Below are 19402 nucleotides of genomic sequence, written 5' to 3' on the forward strand. Positions count from 1 at the left end.
ACCACGTCCGGTGTGCGATCGTGAGCGCGTGACGGCGAGACGGCACGCCGCTGAAGAGCTCGCCGCCGAGCACAGCGCGGTGCTCGGCGGGCTTCTTCGCGAGCGCGAAGAGCTGCTCGCGACCCTCGACCGGGTCGCGGCCCTCAACGGCACCGCGCGGCTGATCCGCGAGTCGATCGGCACGCATTCCGGCTTCGTCGCCGAGCTGGCCGGGCCCGAACAGGCGGTGATCCGCTGGATGTCGGGCACCCGCACCGACGCCCTGCAGGATCTCGCCGTGCCGATCGGCCAGGGCATCGGCGGGCGGGTTCTCGCGCTGGGCAGACCCGTCCGGGTCAACGACTACGTCAGTTCGCCGAGCATCACCCACCAGTTCGACGCGCAGGTCCGCGGCGAGGGGCTCGCCGCGATGATCGCCGTCCCGATTGTCAGCGGGACCGAGACCGTCGCCATCGCGTACGCCGCCATGCGCGAGCGCCGCGACTTCGGCGACGACGCGGTCCAGTCCCTCGAGGACATCGCCACCGAGGCCGGCCGGGCGCTGAAACTGGCGTCGGTCGCCGAGGCCGACCGCGAGACCGCGCTGTCCGCCGAGCGGCTCCGCATGCAGAGCGCGCTGCACGATTCGGTCGGCGCGCTGCTGTTCTCCATCGGCGTCCAGGTGCGGAACCTGCACGAGGACATCAGCGACAACCCGGCGCTCGAATCGCGGTTGCGGCGCCTGGAGGGCGACGTGTCGGCCGCGTCCAGGGCGCTGCGCGAGTCGCTGCTCGCGCTGTCGGAGTCGAGCCCGGAACGCGCGCTGCCGGTGGAACTGGCCGAGCACTGCCGTTCGTTCCAGGCGCGCTGCGGTGTCCCGGCACGGTTCGTGCAACTCGCCCCCGTGCCGCGGCTGGACGCCGAACGCACCGGCGTGCTGGTCGCGGCCGTCCGGGAAGGCCTGCTCAACGTGGAGAAACACGCCGAAGCGCTGTCCGTCGTGGTCAGTCTCCTGCCCAGCGAGGACGGCGTGCAGGTGGTCGTCGCCGACGACGGCACCGGACGCCGCGCCGAAGACGCCGACGGGCCCGAACCCGGCACCGGCATGGGGCTGCGCGCGCTGGCCGAACGCGCCGCGCGGGTCGGCGGCCGGGTCAGCCTGGTCCGGGACGAAGACGACGGTTGCACGCTGCGCGCCTGGGTGCCGGAACCGTGCCGTCGCCGGTGACGGTCCTCGTCGTGGACGACCATCCGGTGGTCCGCGACGGGGTGAGCCTGCTGCTGCGCTACGACCCGGCGATGACCGTGGTCGGCTCGGCCGAGACCGGCCGGTCCGCGATCCGGCGGGCGGTTGAGCTGAAACCGGTGCTGATCCTGCTGGACCTGCGGCTGCCGGACATGCTCGCGCCCGAGGTCATCGCCGAACTCCGGCGCGTGCACCCGGCCGGGCGGATCGTGGTGTTCACCGCGCACGGCGACCACCAGGGCGTGCGGGCCGCGCTGGACTCCGGGGCGCACGGCTGCCTGCTCAAGGACGTCGCGGGGACGGATCTGGTGGCGGCGTTGCGGCAGGTGCTCAAGGGTGAGCGCGTGGTCGATCCGCGGATCTTCCCCGACGACGGCCAGCGGTCCGACGCGCTGGCCCGCAGCGGGCTGACGCGGCGCGAGTACGAGGTCCTGCGACTCGCCGCGCAGGGCCAGACGAATCCGGAGATCGCGGAATCGACCGGGCTGGCGCGGAACACCGTCAAGACCTATCTGCAGTCCGCGCTGCACAAACTCGGCGCCCGGAACCGCGTCGAGGCCATCGGCAAAGCCTCCGAAGCCGGCCTCCTCTGACGCGGGGCTGAAGGCTCCCTTCGCCGCGTCTGATGCGGCGAAAGGCGCCCTCGCCCCGGCCTCGGATATGGGATCGTGAGTGGCGATTCGGGTTCTAACCCGAATCGCCACTCACGACCACCGGTTTGTGTCCCTGAAGTACATGAAGGCCCCCTTCCTTGCGCCTGGCGCAAGGAAGGGGGCCTTCATGTACTTGGGGCAGGTGTGAAGGTCGAGTTTCCTCGGCTGAGCCGAGTGATGGGGGCCTTCACGCGCCGCCCGTGGTGCTTGCTGTGGTTGCTGGTGCAGGTGGGCTGCGGGGGGGATCTCTGAAGGTAGTGAAGGCCTCCTTCACTACCTTCAGGGTAGGCAAGGAGGCCTTCACGGACCCGACCCGCGATCAGCCATGGCCAAGTCCAGTAGGTACTCAAGGAACCCTTCGCCCTAACCCGAAACGCCACTCACGACCACCTGGACCGATCGGCCGCACTCGCGTGATTGACGCCGGAACACGCGAGTGACGCCTCTGCTCACGCCGCACCTGGGTGCCCGGTCCAGTAGGTACAGCCCCCGTGTCCGTTTTGTGTCCGGGTGGGTCTCCAGGTGGGGGTAACGCGGCGGAGGGTGCCCACGCAGGATGACCGCCACCGATCGTGACTCGCGTCACACGAACGGAGGAGGCGGCTTGCTCAGTGTTCGTGATCTCCAGGTGCGGTACGGCCGGTCGGTGGCCGCGCTGCACGGGGTCGACCTCGACGTTTCACCTGATGGCGTGCTTGCCGTCCTCGGCAGCAACGGGGCCGGGAAGTCGACCCTGCTGCGCACCGTCTCCGGCACGCTGCGGATGCACCGCGGCTCGGTTTCCGCCGGCGAGGTGCGCTACGACGGCAAACCACTGACCAAATTGGACCCGGCCCGCATCGTCGGTCTCGGCGTGGTCGGCGTCCCCGAAGGCCGCCAGGTCTTCGCGCGGATGACGGTCGAGGAGAACCTGCGCGCCGGCGGGATCGGCGCCCGCTCCCCCGAGCAGCGCGCCGCCGCCCGCAAACGCGTCGACGAGCTCTTCCCGGTCCTGTCCGAACGCGCCAAACAGCGCGCGGGCCTGCTTTCCGGCGGCGAGCAGCAGATGCTCGCGATCGGCCGTGCGCTGATGTCCGGCCCGCGGCTCCTGCTGCTCGACGAACCTTCGCTCGGTCTCGCGCCGAAGATCGTCGAGCGGATCGGCGACATCATCCGCGAGATCCACGAACAGGGCACCGCCGTGGTGCTGGTCGAGCAGAACGCCGTGATGGCGTTGCGCGTCGCCGATCACGCGATCGTCCTGGAAGTCGGCCGGGTCGCGCTGGCCGGGACGACGGCCGAGCTCGTGGCGAGCGAGGAGGTCCAGCGGCTCTACCTGGGCGGTCACGCCGAATCGCAGGCCACCGCCGAAGCCGAGGCCGCCGACGCCCGGAAGCATCTCGCGGGCCGGAGCCTGTCGAGGTGGGCCGGATGACGCCGCCCGAGTTGCGCGTCGAGAACGTGACCCTGCGCTTCGGCGGGATCCGGGCGCTGGACGACGTCTCGTTCACCGTCGGCTCCGGTTCGCTGCACGCGCTCATCGGCCCGAACGGCGCCGGGAAGTCCAGCTGTTTCAACGTGATCAGCGGCCTCTACCGGGCGAACACCGGAAGCGTCCGGCTCGGCGACACCGTCCTTTCCGGACTCCCGCCGCATCGGCTCGCCCGGCTCGGGGTCGGCCGGTCGTTCCAGAACGCCGCCCTCTCCCCCGGCTCGACCGTGCTCGACAACGTCATGCTCGGCCGCCACGCGCTGACCAAGGGCGGTTTCCTCGCCTGCGGCCTCCGTCTGCCGTGGACGGTCCGGGCCGAACGCCGCCATGCCGAACGGGTCCGGGAGATCTGCGACTTCCTCGGCATCGGCGCGCTGGTGGACCTCCCGGTCGGCGCGCTGCCCTACGGCGCGGTGAAACGCGTCGACCTCGCCCGTGCGCTCGCCGTCGAACCGGTCCTGCTCCTGCTCGACGAACCCGCGGCGGGCATGAACGCGACCGAGACCGCCGAACTGGCCGGGACGATCCGCGACGTCCGTGACGAACTCGGCATCTCGATCCTGCTGGTGGAACACGACATGGGGCTGGTGATGGGCATCGCGGACCGGGTCACCGTCCTGGACTTCGGCAAGCGCATCGCCGACGGCACACCGGCCGAGGTCCAGTCGGATCCGGACGTGATCAGGGCATATCTCGGCACGGAGGCCACGGCGTGAACACATTCCTGCAACTCGTGGTGAACGGACTCGGCAAGGGCGCGGTGTTCGCGTTGCTGGCGCTGGGGTTCGTGATCATCTTCAAGGCGACCGAGGTGGTCAACTTCGCGCACGGCTCGCTCGTGCTCTTCGGCGGCTACCTGGTCGTCGTGACCCGCGAAACGCTCGGCTGGGTGGGTGCCTCGCTGGTCGGCATCGTCTCGGCGGGTCTGCTCGCCCTCCTGCTGGAACGGTTCCTGCTGTCCCGTTCGCGGCACGCGGACGCGAACAGCCTGGCGTTGCTGACCATCGGCGTCGACGTGATCATCACCGAAGAGATCGTGCGGCGGCTCGGCGTCACGTTGCCGTTCCTCGGCGACGCCTGGGACGCGAAACCGTTCCAGCTCGGCGGGATCACGCTGTTCCGCACGCACCTGGTGGCGCTGCTCGTCGCGGCCGTGCTGATCACCGCGTTCACCCTGGCGTTCAAGTACTCGAACTGGGGCGTCGCGATGCGGGCACAGGCCGAGAACCGCGAGGCCGCCGCGCTGATGGGCATCCGCAGTTCCCGGGTGACGGCGACCGCCTGGGTGGTCGCGGGTGTACTCGCCGGGGTGGCGGTGCTCTTCATCGCCACGCAGGACTTCTCCGGCGCGGGGCTGTCCCGCGGCACGCACTCCATCGCGCTCGCCGCGTTCCCCGCGGCCATCCTCGGCGGGCTGGACTCGACGGCGGGCGCGGTGGTGGGCGGCCTCGTCGTCGGGCTGGTCGAGGCGCTTTCCGCGCAGTACGTGTCGTTCGACTTCTCCAAGAGCGCGGTCTTCCTGGTGATGCTCGTGGTCCTGGTGGTGCGGCCGTCGGGGTTGTTCGGGACGAGGGAGAGCACCCGTGTCTGACACCGCCGTGAAAACCCCCGCCGCCGCCCCGACGGCACCGCCCCCGAAACGCGATCGGGGACGCTTGCTCAAAGCGCTGGCCTGGGTCGCGCTGCTGGTGGTCCTGCTCGCGATCCCGCTGTACCTCGACGCCGCCTGGCTGAAGGCCGGGCAGTACATGATGATCGGCGGGGTCGGCGCGATCGGGCTGACGCTGCTGGTCGGGCAGGCCGGGCAGTTGTCGCTGGCGCACGCGTTCTTCCTGCTGGCGGGCGCGACCGGGTACACCGTCCTTTCCGGACCGTCCGACGACGAGCGCGTGATCGGGCTCGGGCTCGATCCCGGGCTGTCGCTGATCGGCGCGGTGGTCATCGCCGCGCTGCTGGGGCTGGCGTTCGCGCCGGTCTCCGGACGGTTGCGCGGGATCTACCTCGGTGTCGCGTCCCTTTCGCTGGTGTTCCTCGGGCTCTACTTCGGGCAGTCGGCCGAGACGCTGACCGGCGGGACGTCGACCGGGCGCACCCCGGAACCGTTCTCGCTGTTCGGCTTCCCGTTCACCAACGGCGGTCCCGAGATCGAGCTGATGGGCGTGCCGATCCGGCAGGCGGAACGGCTCTGGTACCTGTTCCTGCTGCTGACCGTGCTCGCGTTCGTGGTCGCCAAGGCGGCGGTGCGCAGCCGGGTCGGCCGGTCGTGGCGGGCGGTGCGGGACAACGAGGCCGCCGCGTCCGTGATGGGCGTCAGCGTCACGCGGGCCAAGGCCGGCGCGTTCGCGGTCTCCTCGGCGTACGCGGGGCTCGCTGGCGCGATGACCGTGCTGTGGTTCGACATCCTCAAACCCGACGAGAGCGAATTCGGCACGTACGGCATCAACATCTCCATCGCCTTCCTGGCCATGGTGATCATCGGGGGACTCGGCTCGGTACCCGGCGCGCTGGTGGGCGCGCTGATCGTCAACGGGCTGCCGCAGGTGCTTTCGCTGTACTCCGCCGATCTCGGCTGGTTCTCCGGAACCGGGGACGGCGCCTTGACCCCGATCCTGGTCAGTTCGTTCGTCTACGGCGCCGCGATCATCCTCGTGGTGCTCTTCGAACCGGGCGGGCTCGCCGCGATCGGACGACGGATCACACCCGCCAAGAAACCTCATCTCCCGGAGGAGCAAGACAAATGAAGCGCACATATCCGGCCGTCGCGCTGGCGGCGGTCCTCGCCCTTTCGGCGTGCAGCACGAAAGCGGGCGACTCGGGGTCCTCGGGGGCGGACGGTTCGGGCGTCAAAACCGACAAAGGGGCGACGGCCTCCGAGATCACCCTCGGCGTGATGACCGACAAGACCGGGGTGTTCAAGAACCTCGGGCTCGGCATCACGCAGGGGAACGAGTTGTGGGCCAAGGACTTCAACGCCGCGGGCGGGGTGTGCGGCCGTCAGGTCAAACTCGAGACCGTCGACCACGGCTACAAGGCGGACACGGCGAAGACGCTGTATCCGCAGATCGAGCCGAAGGTCCTCGGCTTCGTGCAGCTGCTCGGCTCGCCGGTGGTGGCCGCGCTGAAGCAGAACATCGCCTCGGACAAGACCGTCGCCGCGCCCGCGTCGTGGTCTTCGGAACTGCTCGACAACCAGTACGTGATGATCGTCGGGACGACCTACGACCTGGAGATCATCGACGGGCTGTCGTACTTCCAGGAAAAGGGCCTGGTGAAGGACGGCGACACGATCGGGCACGTCTACATCGACGGCGAGTACGGCAAGAACGGCCTGCGCGGCTCGCAGTACTACGCGAAGAAGCACAACCTGACGGTGAAGGAGGTCAAGATCACCTCCACCGACAACGACCTCACCAACATCGTCACCGGGCTCAAGGGCGACGGCGTCAAGGCCATCGTCCTGACCACGTCCCCGGCGCAGACGGGTTCCGCGCTCGCGGCGAACAAGGCGCTCGGACTGAACGTGCCCGTGCTCGGCAACAACCCGGTGTTCGATCCCGTGCTGCTGAAGAGCCCCGCGGCGAACGCGCTGGACAAACTGACGATCGTCGCCAGCAGCGTCCCGTTCTCCGCCGACATCCCGAAGGCCAAGGAAGTCGCCACGAAGTACAAGGCGGCGTACAAGGAGACCCCGAACGGCGGGATCCCCTATGGCTACGCGGTCGGTGAGGTGTGGGGCGCGGTGCTCAAGAAGGCGTGTGAGAACAAGGACCTCACCCGTGACGGCGTCGCGGCGGCACTGAAGCAGACGACGTCGGCGAGCACGGAGGATCTCGTGGCGGCGCTGGACTTCTCGAAGCCGGGCACCCCGGCGACACGTCAGGTGTACGCGGCGACACCGGACGCGTCGGCCGAGGGCGGCGTCCGCTACGTCAAGCCACTGTTCGAGGCTCCCGAGGCGAAGGAGTACGTGGCCCCGCACCAGAAGTGAGTCTCGCTTCGGCGAGCGCGTCCGCTTCGGCCAACGGCGTGGTGCCGTTGGCCGAAGCGGCGTCGAGGATCCCTTGCGTGGTCTTCTCCAGCGCCTCGACGCGGTTGAGTGCTTCGGCGTGCGTCAGGCTCTCCTTCTCGCGGCCGAGGGTGTAGACGACTCCCCCGGCGCTCGCGACGAAATCCGGGATCCACAGGACTCCCCGGGCGGCGAGGGCTTCGGCAACGGTGTCGTCGGTGAGCTGGTTGTTGGCCGGGCCGACGACGAGCGGCGCGGCGACCTCGGTTCCCGGGCCGAAGACCCCGCCCACGGCCGCGGGGATCAGGACGTCGGCCTCGATGCCGGGCACCTTCTCCGGCTGGACCAGGGCCAGTCCTTGTTCGCGGGCCGCGGCGAGACGTCGTTCGTCCACATCGGACACGACGACCTCCGCGCCCTGCTCGACCAGGTTCGCGGCGAGGTGGGCGCCGACCGAGCCGTAGCCGCTGATGACCACCTTGCGGCCCTTCATCCCGTCGTCACCGAAGACCGCCCGCGCACCCGCTCGCAGCGCGGCGAGCACGCCGACGGCGGTCGGCCCGCTCGAAGAACCGGTACCGCCGTGCTCCTCGGGCAGGCAGAAGACATGCGGGGTCCGCTCGCGCAGCACGAGCATGTCGTCCGGGCCGGTTCCGACGTCGGGCCCGGCGAGATACGCACCGTCGAGTGACGCGATGAGGTCGGCGTGGTCGAGCAGGATCTCGCGCCGCTGTTCGGCGGACGGCACGCCGTCGAGCGCGACGACGCTCTTGCCGCCGCCGAAGTCCAGACCCGCGACCGCGCATTTGCGGGTCATCGCCGCGGACAACCGCAGGACGTCGCCGATCGCGTCGTGGACACGCGGATAGATCTTGAACCGGCAGCCCCCGACGGCCGGCCCGAGCGTGCTCGAATGCACGGCCACCATCGTCGTCACCCCGGACCGGCGCCCCCGCCGGACGACCAGCTCCTGTACGGACATCTGGCTCCCCTTCTTCGCATTTAGTCGACTGAATGCGCCGAAGTTAGGCTGATGCGCAGGGCTACAGAGGCTCCACCGAACGATATTCGGCAAGGCCGGTGAAGGAGTGGACGTGGACGAACTTGATTCGGCGATCATCCGGGAACTCCAGGCGGATGCGCGGCAGTCGAACCGCGACATCGCCCGCAAGGTCGGCGTCGCGCCGTCGACCTGCCTGGAACGGACGCGGCTGCTGCGGGAGCGCGGCGTCATCCGCGGCTATCACGCCGACATCGACCTGCGCAGCCTCAACCGCGGCGTGCAGGCGATGGTCTCGGCGCAGGTGCGGCCGCTGAGCCGCGAGGTGATCGATTCCTTCCAGCGTTCGGTCGCGGAATTGCCGGAGGTCCTCTCCGTTTTCGTCACCGCCGGCAGCGACGATTTCCTGATCCACGTCGCCGCCCAGGACGTCGATCAGCTCCACGCATTCCTGGTGGATCGCTTGGCGAAGCGCAAAGAGATCATCGGCTTCCGGAGTTCGATCATTTTCCGGCATCTGCGCAAGACCGAGCTGGAACCCCTTCCGCGCCGAATACCGGGTGACACCCCCTAGGTCCTTACCCCGGAATACCCGACACACCACCCCTAAGTACGCCCGAAATCCGAGACTTCGCATCTTGGAAGACGGAAACTGTCGGTGGTGTGGGTTTGACTGGCCATAGCGGAAACGGAAAGGAGGCGCGCCATGGACGTTCGGACAGGCCTGAACCATCGTGAGCGGGCCACCCTGAGAGCCGTGGCCGAGGGCCACGCCGAGATCAGCTGCAGCTGCGAGCCGGACCTGTTCGTCGACGGTCTCGCCTGCTGCGACCAGCACACCGCGCATCGCCTCGCCCACCTCGGCCTGGTGATGCCCGCGCGGAGCGGCCGATGGGGCGAGCGTGTTCCCGCCCTGCTCACCGAGGCCGGAGCGGTGGCGCTGGAAGGCGCGTTCCCGCCGCTGGCCGCCTAAAAGCGTTTGCGGGGGCGCACGGGGAGCGCCACGATCTCGTGATGCGTGTCTTTCTGGAGACCGAGCGGCTCGTCCTGCGGCAGTTCACCGGCGCCGACGTCGACGATCTGTTCGCGCTCTACGACGATCCCGAAGTCATGCGGTACCTCAATGGGGGCGAACCCGCCGACCGGGCGGAGATCGAAAAGCTGGACCTTCCCGCCTTTCTCGGTTACTACGAGCGTTTCCCCGGTTACGGGTTCTGGGCGGCGATCGAGAAAGCGAGCGGGGATTTCCTGGGGTGGTTCCATTTCCGCCCGTTGAAGGGGCACCACACGGACGACCCCGAGCTGGGTTACCGGCTGAACCGGTCGTCCTGGGGCAAGGGGTACGCGACCGAAGGTTCGCTCGCGCTCTTGGAGAAGGGTTTCACCGAACTGGGGGTCCAGCGGATCTGGGCGGCGACCATGGCGGTGAACCTGGGGTCCCGGCGGGTCATGGAAAAGATCGGGATGCGGTACGTCCGGACCTTTCACGAGCACTTCGACCACCCGATCCCCGGCACGGAGGAGGGCGAGGTCGAGTACGCCATCACCCTGGACGAGTGGCGGTCGGCGCCCAAACCGCATTCAGAGGACTAAACGCGGCCGGTGGGCAGCCAGGTTTCGCCGATCTCCTCGGCCAGGGCCTCCCCGCCGGTGAGGTCGGCGAGCCAGGCGTGGAACGTCTCACCCTGGTCCGGCGCGAGCCCGACGTCGAAGTGCGCGACGTCCTCGAAGCGCGTCGCGTGCAGCAGATACGGCGACGAGCGGATGTCGTTCTCGAGTCGGCCGGCCCGGTCGTAGTCGACGACGACCTCCACCAGCCGCAGCCGCCGGTACTCCCGCACCCCGATGACGTCGACGGCCTCCGAAACGGCCTGCCCGTACGCCCGGATCAGCCCGCCGGCGCCGAGCAGCACTCCGCCGAAGTAACGGGTCACCACGGCGACCGTGTCGGTCAGCTCGCGGCGGCGAAGCACTTCGAGCATCGGGGTGCCCGCCGTGCCCGCGGGCTCGCCGTCATCACTCGATCGCTGGGTGCGTCCGTCGGCGCCCAACACGAACGCGTGACAGTGGTGCCGGGCGGCCGGATCGGCCTTCTTCCTGGCGGCGATCACCTCACGGGCGGCCTCTTCCGAGGTGACCGGCGCGAGCGCGCAGAGGAAGCGCGACCGCCGGATTTCGATCTCGTGGACCCCGGTACCCGCCACGGTGAGATAACGATCCGCCATCGGCCAAGCCTCTCAAACCGGGCAGGTCGCTCTGCCGTTCGGGCGATTCGACGGTCACCCGAGGTCACCGCGACGTGGGCGAAACCCACTCTTCCGCGCGACCCAGGTCACACTTTCGGACGAGCGGTGCGGCGATAACCGCAGGTCAGCGCGCTGATGCTCCACTCAGTGGACACGTCATTCCAGCCAGTGGGCAGATGATGTTTGAAGTCAACGCCCGCGTGGCATTTCCCACCCCGACCAAGCGACGTATGTCGATAACAGCGATTTCACACTATCGTCATAAGACCGGCGAACCCGGGAGTAACACGTGTACCCGTCAGCCACCCACCACAGCGGCCAGGCGGCACCCACGTGCACAGCAGTACCGATATGCGCATCGGCCGCCCAGTGCAGTGCGGCTCTACGAGGCCTGCCCCCGTTTCCACGGGCGGGATCGTTCCCTCTCGACTGACCATCGCGGTCCCGGACCACTCCGTTAACTGGTTCACGTCCGAACCACCCGAACGGAGTGTTACCGGTCGCGCCGACGCCTTGGGAGGCGGCCAGCCGTGACCCACCATGCCAGCTACAAGGGCAGCAAGGCCCCCGAAGGCCTGTACGACCCGGAGTTCGAACACGACGCCTGCGGTGTCGCGTTCGTCGCCGATCTCTCCGGTAAACGCGATCACGGCATCGTCGCCAAAGCGCTGATCGCGCTGCGGAACCTGGAACATCGCGGGGCCCGCGGCGCCGACCCGGAGACCGGCGACGGCGCCGGGATCCTCATCCAGGTCCCCGACGAGTTCTATCGCGAGGTCGTCGGCTTCGACCTCCCCGCGCCCGGCGCCTACGCCGTCGGCACGGCTTTCCTTCCGCAGGACGAAAAGGCCCGCGGCCGGGCGATGACGACCATCGAGCGCGTCGCCGCCGAAGAGGGCATGCGCGTGCTCGGCTGGCGTGACCTTCCCGTCGACACGGACCACGTCGGCACCGGCGCGGCCGAGACCATGCCGCATTTCAGCCAGTTGTTCCTTGCCGGGAACGACGCGCTGGAGGGCCTGCCGCTGGAGCGCGCCGCCTTCGTCGTGCGCAAACGCGCCGAGCACGAGCTCGTCGAGGACGACGTCTACTTCCCCAGCCTGTCCTCGCGCACGATCGTCTACAAAGGAATGCTCACCGAGCCGCAGGTCGAGCGGTTCTTCGCCGACCTCACCGACGAGCGCGTCACCAGCGCCATCGGCCTGGTGCACTCCCGCTTCTCCACCAACACCTTCCCGTCGTGGCCGCTGGCGCACCCGTACCGGTACGTCGCCCACAACGGCGAGATCAACACGTTGCGCGGCAACCGGAACTGGATGGACGCGCGTGAGGCGCTGCTGGAATCCGACCTGATCCCCGGCGACCTCAAGCGGATCCACCCGATCATCACCCGCGGCGCGAGCGACTCGGCGTCCTTCGACGAGGTGCTGGAGCTGCTCCACCTCGGCGGCCGTTCGCTGCCCCACGCGGTGCTGATGATGATCCCGGAGGCCTGGGAGAACCATCAGGAGATGGACCCCGCGCGCCGCGCGTTCTACGAGTTCCACTCGACGCTGATGGAGCCGTGGGACGGCCCCGCGCTGGTCTCCTTCACCGACGGCACCCAGATCGGCGCGGTCCTCGACCGCAACGGCCTGCGCCCCGCCCGGTACTGGGTCACCGAAGACGGCCTCGTCGTCCTCGCCAGCGAGGTCGGCGTGCTGGAGCTGGAGCAGTCCACGATCGTCCGCAAAGGACGGTTGGAGCCGGGCCGCATGTTCCTCGTGGACACGGCCGCCGGCCGGATCGTCGAGGACGAGGAGATCAAGAACGAGCTCGCCACCGAGCACCCGTACGACGAATGGGTCGAGGACGGCCTGCTCCCGCTCGACGGGCTTCCCGAGCGTGAGCGCGAGATCCCGCCGCACGCCGCGCTCGTGCGCCGTCAGCAGGCGTTCGGCTACACCGAGGAGGAACTCGACGTCCTGCTCGAACCGATGGCCCGCACCGGCGCGGAGCCGATCGGCTCGATGGGCAACGACTCCCCCATCGCCTCGCTGTCCAGCCGCCCGCGGCTGCTCTTCGACTACTTCATCCAGCTCTTCGCCCAGGTGACCAACCCGCCGCTGGACGCGATCCGCGAGGAACTGGTCACGTCGCTGGGCACCCAGCTGGGCGCGGAGCCGAATCTCCTGCAGGCCGACGCCAAGTCGTGCCGCCGGATCGTGCTGCCGTTCCCGGTGCTGGACAACGACGAGTTCGCGAAGCTGGTGCACGTCAACGACGACGGCGACCTGCCGGAGTTCCAGGCGGTCACCGTGCAGGGCACCTACGACGTCCACGGCGGCGGCGAGGCGCTCGTGCGGCGGCTCGACGAGATCCGCGCCGAGGTGTCCGCGGCCATCGCCGAGGGCGCGCGGCTGATCGTGCTGTCCGACCGCGGGATCGACGAGGACCACGCGGCCATCCCGTCGCTGCTGCTCACCGGCGCGGTGCACCACCACCTGGTGCGCGAGAAGACCCGTACGCAGGTCGGCCTCATCGTCGAGGCGGGCGACGCGCGCGAGGTGCACCACATCGCGCTGCTGATCGGCTACGGCGTCGCGGCGGTGAACCCGTACCTGGCGATGGCGACCGTCGAGGAGATGGCCGAGCAGGGCCTGATCGCCGGTGCCACCGCCAAGCAGGCGACCGCGAACCTGATCAAGGCGCTGGGCAAGGGCGTCCGCAAGACGATGTCGAAGATGGGTGTGTCCACAGTGGCCTCCTACACCGGCGCGCAGATCTTCGAAGCGGTCGGGCTCGGCGACGAGGTCATCCAGAACTGCTTCACCGGCACCACTTCCCGGCTCGGCGGCGTCGGCTTCGACACGCTCGCGCTGGAGGTCGCCGAACGGCACCGCCGCGCGTTCCCGCGCGACGGGTTCCGCGCGAACCACCGCGAGCTGGAGACCGGCGCGGACTACCAGTGGCGCCGCGAGGGCGAACCGCATCTGTTCAACCCGCAGACGGTGTTCAAGCTGCAGCATTCCACGCGTGCCGGGAAGTACGAGGTCTTCAAGGAGTACACGAAGGCCGTCGACGACCAGGCGCAGAAGCTTTACACGCTGCGCGGGCTGTTCGACTTCAAGGTCGGCCAGCGGCCCGCGGTGCCGATCGACGAGGTCGAGCCGATCTCCGAGATCGTCAAGCGGTTCGCCACCGGCGCGATCTCCTACGGGTCGATCTCGGCGGAGATGCACGAAACCCTGGCCATCGCGATGAACCGGCTCGGCGGCAAGTCGAACACCGGTGAGGGCGGCGAGGATCCCGATCGGCTCTACGACCCCGAGCGCCGCAGCGCGGTCAAGCAGGTCGCCAGCGGCCGGTTCGGCGTCACGAGCGAATACCTCGTCAACGCCGACGACATCCAGATCAAGATGGCGCAGGGCGCGAAGCCCGGCGAGGGCGGCCAGCTGCCCGGCGCGAAGGTGTACCCGTGGATCGCGAAGACGCGGCACTCCACGCCGGGGGTCGGGCTGATCTCCCCGCCGCCGCACCACGACATCTACTCGATCGAGGATCTGGCGCAGCTGATCCACGACCTCAAGAACGCCAACCCGGCCGCGCGCATCCACGTGAAGCTCGTGTCCGAGGTCGGCGTCGGCACGGTCGCGGCCGGTGTGTCCAAGGCGCACGCGGACGTCGTGCTCATCTCCGGGCACGACGGCGGCACGGGCGCTTCACCGCTGTCGTCGATCAAGCACGCGGGCGGTCCGTGGGAACTCGGGCTCGCCGAGACACAGCAGACGTTGCTGGCCAACCGGTTGCGCGACCGGATCGTCGTGCAGACCGACGGCCAGCTCAAGACCGGCCGCGACGTCGTCATCGCCGCGCTGCTCGGGGCCGAGGAGTTCGGTTTCGCGACCGCCCCGCTGGTGGTGTCCGGCTGCATCATGATGCGGGTGTGCCACCTCGACACCTGCCCGGTCGGCGTCGCGACGCAGAACCCGAAGCTGCGCGAGAAGTTCAGCGGCAAGGCCGAGTATGTGGTGAACTTCTTCGAGTTCATCGCCCAGGAGGTCCGGGAGTACCTGGCGGAGCTGGGTTTCCGGTCCATCGCCGAGGCCGTCGGCCACGCGGAGATGCTGGACAAGCGCAAGGCGATCGACCACTGGAAGGCCGCCGGTCTCGACCTGACGCCGATCTTCCACGTGCCCGACACTGCCCCGGCCGGCCTGCGTCACCAGCAGACCGTGCAGGACCACGGGCTGGAGAAGGCGCTCGACAACACGCTGATCCAGCTGGCCGAGGGCGCGCTGTCGTCCGGGGACAAGGTGCGGCTGGAACTGCCGGTGCGCAACGTGAACCGGACCGTCGGCACCATGCTCGGCCACGAGCTCACCAAGCGGTGGGGCGGCGAGGGCCTGCCGGACAACACGATCGACGTGACCTTCACCGGTACCGCCGGTCAGTCGTTCGGCGCGTTCGTGCCCAAGGGCATCACGCTACGGCTCTACGGCGACGGCAACGACTACGTCGGCAAGGGCCTGTCCGGCGGACGGCTCATCGTGCGGCCGCCGAAGGTGGCGCGGTACAACGCCGAAGAGCACATCATCGCGGGCAACGTGATCGGCTACGGCGCGACCAGCGGCGAGATCTTCATCCGCGGCAAGGTCGGCGAACGGTTCTGCGTGCGCAACTCGGGCGCGCTGGCCGTCGTCGAAGGCGTCGGCGACCACGGTTGCGAGTACATGACCGGTGGCCGTGTCGTCGTGCTCGGCGGTGTGGGCCGCAACTTCGCGGCCGGGATGTCGGGCGGCACCGCCTACGTGCTGGACCTGCCCGCGCACCGGATCAACCCGGAGATGGTCGACATCGACCCGCTGGATTCGTCCGATGTGGACTTCCTGCGTGAGGCGCTCGAAAAGCATTACGACGAAACGGAGTCCGCTGTCGCGCGTGCGCTGCTCGCCGACTGGGACGCCGCCGTCGACCGGTTCGGCAAGGTCATGCCGAAGGACTACAAGCGCGTGCTCGCGGCGCAGGCGAAGGCCGAGCGCGACGGGCGTGACGTGAACGAGGCGATCATGGAGGCCGCACATGGCTGACCCCAAGGGCTTTCTGACCACCACTCGCGAGACGCCCAAGAGCCGTCCCGTCGACCTGCGCCTGATGGACTGGCGCGAGGTGTACGAGGACTTCGCGACGTCGAAACTGCAGAAGCAGGCCGGGCGCTGCATGGACTGCGGTATCCCGTTCTGTCACCAGGGCTGCCCGCTCGGGAACCTCATCCCCGAGTGGAACACGCTGACCTGGCGCGACGATTGGCGCGACGCGGCCGAGCGGCTGCACGCGACCAACAATTTCCCGGAGTTCACCGGGACCCTTTGCCCGGCGCCGTGCGAGACGGCGTGTGTGCTCGGGATCAACGACGATCCCGTCACCATCAAGCGGGTCGAGATCTCGATCATCGACCGGGCCTTCGAAGAAGGCTGGGTCACGCCGCAGAAACCGGTGGCGCTCACCGGCAAGAAGGTGGCGGTGGTCGGATCCGGCCCGTCGGGACTCGCCGCGGCGCAGCAGCTCACGCGCGCGGGCCACAGTGTCGTGGTCTTCGAGCGGGCCGACAAGATCGGCGGGCTGCTGCGCTACGGCATCCCCGAATTCAAGATGGAGAAGCACCGGCTCGACCGCCGTCTGGACCAGATGCGCGCCGAGGGCACGGAATTCCGGACCTCGGTGAACGTCGGTGTCGACCTCACCGTCGAGGAACTGAAGTCGTCCTACGACGCCGTGGTCCTCGCCGGCGGCGCGACCGCGTGGCGGGATCTGCCGATCACCGGCCGCGAGCACGCCGGTATCCACCAGGCGATGGAGTTCCTGCCGCACGCCAACCGCGTCGCCGCCGGTGAGCTGGACGTCTCGCCGATCAGCGCCGAGGGCCTCGACGTCGTGGTCATCGGCGGCGGTGACACCGGCGCGGACTGCGTCGGGACCTCGCACCGCCAGGGCGCGAAATCGGTGACGCAGCTGGAGATCATGCCGAAGCCGCCGCTTTCGCGGTCCGACGCGCACCCGTGGCCGACGTACCCGATGATCTACCGCGTCTCGTCCGCGCACGAGGAGGGCGGCGAGCGGCTGTACTCGGTCAACACGCAGGAGTTCGCCGCCGACGCCGACGGCCGGGTGCGGGCGCTGAAGCTGGTCGAGGTGCGCAACGAGGGCGGCAAGTTCGTCCCGGTGCCCGGCACCGAACGCGAACTGCCCGCGCAGCTGGTGCTGCTCGCGATGGGCTTCGTCGGCCCGGAGCGGGAAGGCCTGCTGGAGTCGCTCGACGTCGAACTGGACCAGCGCGGCAACGTCGCCCGCGACAAGGCGTTCAAGACCAGCGTCGACAACGTGTTCGTGGCGGGTGACATGGGCCGCGGCCAGTCGCTCATCGTGTGGGCGATCGCCGAAGGCCGGTCCGCCGCGGCCGGCGTCGACGCGTTCCTCACCGGACGGGACGTGCTGCCCGCGCCGATCGCTCCGACCGACCGGCCGCTCACCTAGGCCGTTTAGCGCGTGAAGGCCCCCTTCCCTCAGCTCAGCCGAGGGAAGGGGGCCTTCACGCGTGTTGGGGGTGGGTTGGACGTCGTGAGTGGCGATTCGGCTCGGAGCCAACGGTGTCTTGGATACCTACCGGCGGTCTTGCGTGACTGGTTGGACGACACACGTGAGCGGAGGGACGACACGCGTGTCTGGATGGACGGCTCGCGGCGGGGAGGCGGCCGCGGGGTGTCGTCCATCTGGTCACGTGTGTCGTCCGCCGGATCACACGTGCCGTCCGATCGATCACGCGAAGCCACCGCTCGGTCCAGGTGATCGTGAGTGGCGATTCGGGTTATTGAGCGGTAAGGCATAGGTGTCGAGGGCGCGGGCGGGTCGATGGTGGGGTGAAGGCTCCCTTCGCCGCGTCTGATGCGGCGAGGGGAGCCTTCACCCCGCTCGCTCATCCGCGCCGACCACCGCGACCCACCGCGTTGCGGCGCGCGCTCGGCGTCTGGCGACCACCCTCCGCGTTTAGTCCTCTGAATGCGGTAGTTGCGCGGGCAACCACCGCAAGCAGAGGACTAAACGCGGGGCGTAATCGGTGCATTGGTTCTTTCGAGTGAAAGAACCGCCGGAAGAGTGTACTTGCGGGTGATGACAGCGAGGTTTCGGTATCGGTTGTATCAAGGGGTGAGTCCCGTGCGGCGGCGGGGACCGGCAAGACCTGCCGGGGCCGCCGGACGGGATCCCAAGGAGGGGGTTCCTTGATATGTCCGTCGATCTGACCGTGCCCTTGGAATGGAAGACCGCCACCGGCGATGCCGCGAAGATGCTCGAAGAACTACAGCCGAACATCCTGAAAGCGCACGCCCGAGACCATTTTTCCGCACTTTTCCTCCGTTTTTCGGAGCCCGCGAGCGCGATGAAGTTCCTCGCGTCGCTCGTCCCGCTGATGAAGTCCGCGAAGACCCACCTGACCGAGGTCGAGCGCTTCAAAACCGAAGGGGTGAAGGGGACGCCCTACGTCGGCACCGGACTGACCTCGGCAGGCTACCGGTTCCTGAAAATCGAGGCGCCACAAGACGAATCCTTCCGTCTGGGCATGCGAACGCAGGAGACCCGGGAGAAGCTGAACGACCCGCCTCGCTCCACCTTCGACAGCGGATACCACGACGAGATCCACGCCGTCGTCATCATCGGCGACGGCGCCGACGCTCCGATGACCGCGCGCCGGAACGCGGTTCTAGCGCTGATTCCGTCGACCGTTTCCGTCGTCGCCGAGGAAACCGGATTCGGCAGGGTGAACGCCAACGGCGAGGGTATCGAGCATTTCGGCTACGTCGACGGCCGGAGCCAGCCGCTCTTCCTGGTCGAGGACATCCACGCGGAAAAGACGGGAACGGACGGGATCAGTGTCTGGGATCCGAGCGCCCCGCTGAACCAGGTGCTCGTTCCGGATCACGCGGCTCCCGATCCCGAGGTGCATTTCGGCAGCTACTTCGTTTTCCGCAAATTGGAACAGAACGTGCGGCGGTTCAAGCAGTCGGAAGAGGCACTGGCGGATCAATTGGGTCTCGTCGGCGAAGACCGGGAACGGGCGGGCGCGATGATCGTCGGCCGGTTCGAGGACGGCACGCCGGTGACCGCGCAACGGGAAGAGGGCGCGGAAAGCCCGGTACCGAACAACTTCGACTACGGAAGCGACATCGCCGGCGCCAAATGCCCGTTCCAGGCGCATATCCGGAAGACGAATCCGCGCGGCAGCGGCGGCGCGGAACAACCGCCGCAGGAACGTCTGCACCTCATGGCGCGGCGGGGCGTGCCGTACGGCGAACGGGCCGACGATCCGAACGCCGATCTGCCGCCCTCCGCGCGGCCCAGCGGCGGGGTCGGTCTGCTGTTCATGGCGTTCAATTCGCTGCTGGGCAACCAGTTCGAGTTCACGCAGGCGACCTGGTCGAACAACCCCGGGTTCCCGATTCCCCCGGTCGGGGTCAAACCGCCGGGCCTCGATCCGGTCATCGGCCAGGGCCCGCGCCCGGAATCCGTCTACACCGCGGAATGGGCGGGCACGCGGACGGTGACCGCGGATCCGATCCCGCAGGCGGTGACACTGAAGGGTGGCGACTACTTCTTCATGCCGTCACTCGCCTTCCTGCGCGGGCTCGGCGGGAAGAACTGATCCGGCGGGCGCCGGTCACACTGGGGGTGGCCGGCGCCCGCTTTCTCCCTTCTCTCCGTCCGTATCGCGACGCGTAGTACTTTGTCCGGTGCGGTAAGCGACATCGCGCTTCGGGGAGGGAGCTGGT

The 19402-nt window shown here is 68.8% G+C and carries 15 protein-coding genes; 13 read left to right on the plus strand and 2 right to left on the minus strand.

Features of this window, described 5'->3' with window-relative positions; translation table 11 throughout:
* The first annotated feature begins 28 nt into the window (after positions 1–28).
* The 7 genes from ACSMFO_RS28770 to ACSMFO_RS28800 all read left to right on the plus strand — a co-directional run bounded on the left by ACSMFO_RS28770 (position 29) and on the right by ACSMFO_RS28800 (position 7337).
* Complete coding sequence (locus ACSMFO_RS28770) at positions 29–1207, plus strand: GAF domain-containing protein (RefSeq protein ID WP_436461195.1); 1179 nt, start codon at positions 29–31, stop codon at positions 1205–1207.
* Positions 1192–1818 carry a response regulator gene (locus ACSMFO_RS28775; RefSeq protein WP_436461196.1) on the plus strand — a complete coding sequence of 209 codons (627 nt, stop codon included), beginning with the start codon at positions 1192–1194 and terminating at the stop codon, positions 1816–1818. The genes ACSMFO_RS28770 and ACSMFO_RS28775 overlap by 16 nt, the downstream gene beginning before the upstream one ends.
* 664 nt (positions 1819–2482) lie before the next feature.
* Positions 2483–3292 carry an ABC transporter ATP-binding protein gene (locus ACSMFO_RS28780; RefSeq protein ID WP_038524164.1) on the plus strand — a complete coding sequence of 270 codons (810 nt, stop codon included), beginning with the start codon at positions 2483–2485 and terminating at the stop codon, positions 3290–3292.
* Positions 3289–4065: an ABC transporter ATP-binding protein gene (locus ACSMFO_RS28785; RefSeq protein ID WP_360082229.1), complete on the plus strand. Its 777-nt coding sequence runs from the start codon at positions 3289–3291 to the stop codon at positions 4063–4065. The genes ACSMFO_RS28780 and ACSMFO_RS28785 overlap by 4 nt, the downstream gene beginning before the upstream one ends.
* A complete protein-coding gene (locus ACSMFO_RS28790; protein WP_125735477.1) occupies positions 4062–4940 on the plus strand; it encodes a branched-chain amino acid ABC transporter permease in 879 nt (292 codons plus the stop codon). Before ACSMFO_RS28785 ends, ACSMFO_RS28790 begins: the two co-directional genes overlap by 4 nt.
* Positions 4933–6090 (plus strand): branched-chain amino acid ABC transporter permease, encoded by a 1158-nt coding sequence (locus tag ACSMFO_RS28795; protein ID WP_073847694.1) that lies wholly within the window; start codon positions 4933–4935, stop codon positions 6088–6090. The genes ACSMFO_RS28790 and ACSMFO_RS28795 overlap by 8 nt, the downstream gene beginning before the upstream one ends.
* Positions 6087–7337, plus strand: coding sequence for an ABC transporter substrate-binding protein (locus ACSMFO_RS28800; protein ID WP_038517772.1), 1251 nt, complete (start codon positions 6087–6089; stop codon positions 7335–7337). The genes ACSMFO_RS28795 and ACSMFO_RS28800 overlap by 4 nt, the downstream gene beginning before the upstream one ends.
* Here ACSMFO_RS28800 and ACSMFO_RS28805 read toward each other — a convergent pair.
* Positions 7279–8337 carry a Glu/Leu/Phe/Val dehydrogenase dimerization domain-containing protein gene (locus ACSMFO_RS28805; protein ID WP_436461197.1) on the minus strand — a complete coding sequence of 353 codons (1059 nt, stop codon included), beginning with the start codon at positions 8335–8337 and terminating at the stop codon, positions 7279–7281. The two genes, ACSMFO_RS28800 and ACSMFO_RS28805, sit on opposite strands and share 59 nt — an antisense overlap.
* A 112-nt stretch (positions 8338–8449) precedes the next feature.
* Here ACSMFO_RS28805 and ACSMFO_RS28810 point away from each other — a divergent pair, with 112 nt between their 5' ends.
* The 3 genes from ACSMFO_RS28810 to ACSMFO_RS28820 all read left to right on the plus strand — a co-directional run bounded on the left by ACSMFO_RS28810 (position 8450) and on the right by ACSMFO_RS28820 (position 9948).
* Positions 8450–8929: an Lrp/AsnC family transcriptional regulator gene (locus ACSMFO_RS28810; protein ID WP_016332097.1), complete on the plus strand. Its 480-nt coding sequence runs from the start codon at positions 8450–8452 to the stop codon at positions 8927–8929.
* 132 nt (positions 8930–9061) lie between these two features.
* Positions 9062–9328, plus strand: a complete 267-nt coding sequence (locus ACSMFO_RS28815) for a hypothetical protein (protein WP_038517778.1) — start codon at positions 9062–9064, stop codon at positions 9326–9328.
* A 41-nt stretch (positions 9329–9369) separates the two neighbouring features.
* Positions 9370–9948: a GNAT family N-acetyltransferase gene (locus ACSMFO_RS28820; RefSeq protein WP_073847696.1), complete on the plus strand. Its 579-nt coding sequence runs from the start codon at positions 9370–9372 to the stop codon at positions 9946–9948.
* Here the strand turns inward: ACSMFO_RS28820 and ACSMFO_RS28825 are convergent.
* A complete protein-coding gene (locus ACSMFO_RS28825) occupies positions 9945–10580 on the minus strand; it encodes a YigZ family protein (RefSeq protein ID WP_378417289.1) in 636 nt (211 codons plus the stop codon). The genes ACSMFO_RS28820 and ACSMFO_RS28825 overlap by 4 nt on opposite strands.
* Positions 10581–11131: 551 nt before the next feature.
* Between ACSMFO_RS28825 and gltB the strand changes: the two genes are divergently transcribed.
* The 3 genes from gltB to ACSMFO_RS28840 all read left to right on the plus strand — a co-directional run bounded on the left by gltB (position 11132) and on the right by ACSMFO_RS28840 (position 19275).
* Complete coding sequence (gene gltB / locus ACSMFO_RS28830; RefSeq protein WP_436461198.1) at positions 11132–15670, plus strand: glutamate synthase large subunit; 4539 nt, start codon at positions 11132–11134, stop codon at positions 15668–15670.
* Entirely contained in the window at positions 15663–17114 is a 1452-nt protein-coding gene (locus ACSMFO_RS28835; RefSeq protein WP_436461199.1) for a glutamate synthase subunit beta, read from the plus strand. Before gltB ends, ACSMFO_RS28835 begins: the two co-directional genes overlap by 8 nt.
* A 748-nt stretch (positions 17115–17862) precedes the next feature.
* Positions 17863–19275 (plus strand): Dyp-type peroxidase, encoded by a 1413-nt coding sequence (locus ACSMFO_RS28840; protein ID WP_436461200.1) that lies wholly within the window; start codon positions 17863–17865, stop codon positions 19273–19275.
* Positions 19276–19402 lie beyond the last annotated feature (127 nt).

It is taken from the genome of Amycolatopsis sp. w19, assembly GCF_051373225.1.
In the GTDB taxonomy this organism is placed as follows: Bacteria; Actinomycetota; Actinomycetes; order Mycobacteriales; family Pseudonocardiaceae; genus Amycolatopsis; species Amycolatopsis japonica.

Coding starts and splice junctions, on each gene's coding strand:
- ACSMFO_RS28785 (WP_360082229.1), top strand. CDS start 3,289: ATGACGCCGCCCGAGTTGCGCGTCGAGAACGTGACCCTGCGCTTCGGC.
- ACSMFO_RS28800 (WP_038517772.1), top strand. CDS start 6,087: ATGAAGCGCACATATCCGGCCGTCGCGCTGGCGGCGGTCCTCGCCCTT.
- ACSMFO_RS28805 (WP_436461197.1), bottom strand. CDS start 8,337: ATGTCCGTACAGGAGCTGGTCGTCCGGCGGGGGCGCCGGTCCGGGGTG.
- ACSMFO_RS28835 (WP_436461199.1), top strand. CDS start 15,663: ATGGCTGACCCCAAGGGCTTTCTGACCACCACTCGCGAGACGCCCAAG.
- ACSMFO_RS28840 (WP_436461200.1), top strand. CDS start 17,863: ATGTCCGTCGATCTGACCGTGCCCTTGGAATGGAAGACCGCCACCGGC.
- ACSMFO_RS28825 (WP_378417289.1), bottom strand. CDS start 10,580: ATGGCGGATCGTTATCTCACCGTGGCGGGTACCGGGGTCCACGAGATC.
- ACSMFO_RS28820 (WP_073847696.1), top strand. CDS start 9,370: ATGCGTGTCTTTCTGGAGACCGAGCGGCTCGTCCTGCGGCAGTTCACC.
- ACSMFO_RS28815 (WP_038517778.1), top strand. CDS start 9,062: ATGGACGTTCGGACAGGCCTGAACCATCGTGAGCGGGCCACCCTGAGA.